This is a genomic window from Streptomyces sp. NPDC002513 (assembly GCF_053595355.1).
In genome coordinates this window covers 1-1,009 of record NZ_JBSFXK010000168.1, presented here as the reverse complement: position 1 = coordinate 1,009, position 1,009 = coordinate 1, and the positions used below count along the sequence as shown (strand labels likewise).

Genomic DNA, 1,009 nt, shown 5'->3' with positions numbered 1-1,009 from the left:
TGAGGTCTTCTCAGCAACGTGATGGTTGCGGTGCGTGATCGCCCAGCGTGCGCGGGGTGGTGACCCGGCGTCAGGTATGCGTGAAGCCCCTGATAGGAACGAGTCTGCCAAGATCACGTTCCGTACAACCAGAGGCTCCACGTGCCCTCCAGTATCACCTACACCGCAGTCCTGGATGTCCGCAGGGCGACCGCCGAGCACCTCGCGAAGCTGCTGCGCGGGCATCGTGAGCTGCTCGGGACCCGCAGGGGCACTCGCGCGCTGGGCGTCTTCCGGCAGGCGGTGCTCGTGCTGCGCTGGTTCGTCGACGGCACCCGGCTGGCCCAGCTCGCCCGGGACAACGGCATCGCGCTGCCCACCGCCTACCGCTACCTCCAGGAAGGACTGACGGTGCTCGCCGACCACGCACCCGACCTGTCCACCGCATTGGAGCGGGCGGCGGCGGCCGGCTACACCCACCTCAATCTGGACGGCACGGTCATCCGCACCGACCGGGTGGCCGCCGCCGGCCCCAACGGCGCGGACCTATGGTGGTCCGGCAAGCACAAGCACCACGGCGGGAACGTGCAGGTCATCTCCGCCCCGGACGGCTGGCCGATCTGGGTCTCCCCGGTCCGGCCCGGCCGCGAGCACGACACCACCTGCGCCCGCACCCACGGCCTGATCGATGCCCTGAACCGGCTCGCCGCCACGCTGGGCATCCCCACCCTGACCGACCTCGGCTATGAGAACGCGGGCGACGGCTTCCGCCACCCGGTCAAAAAGCCCAATGGCAGCGAACTCGCCGAGCCCGACAAGGCGTTCAACGCCGTGATCCGCGGCGTCCACGCGGTCGCCGAACGCGCCAATGCCCTGCTGAAAGTCACCTTCAAGGCCCTGCGCAGGGTCAGCCTCGACCCATCAGCCATCACCCGCATCGCCCGAGCGGCCCTCGTCCTCCTGCAGCTGGAACACGACCGCACAGCCTGAAGATCACGAAGCGTCACGACAAATTACCGAGAAGGGTTCA

1 protein-coding gene is annotated in these 1,009 nt (G+C 68.7%); it reads left to right on the top strand.

Features of this window, described 5'->3' with window-relative positions:
* Positions 1 to 141: 141 nt before the first annotated feature.
* On the top strand, positions 142 to 969 hold the full coding sequence (locus ACWD5Q_RS35530) for an HARBI1 family protein (protein ID WP_451431195.1): 828 nt from the start codon (positions 142 to 144) through the stop codon (positions 967 to 969).
* Positions 970 to 1,009: the final 40 nt, after the last annotated feature.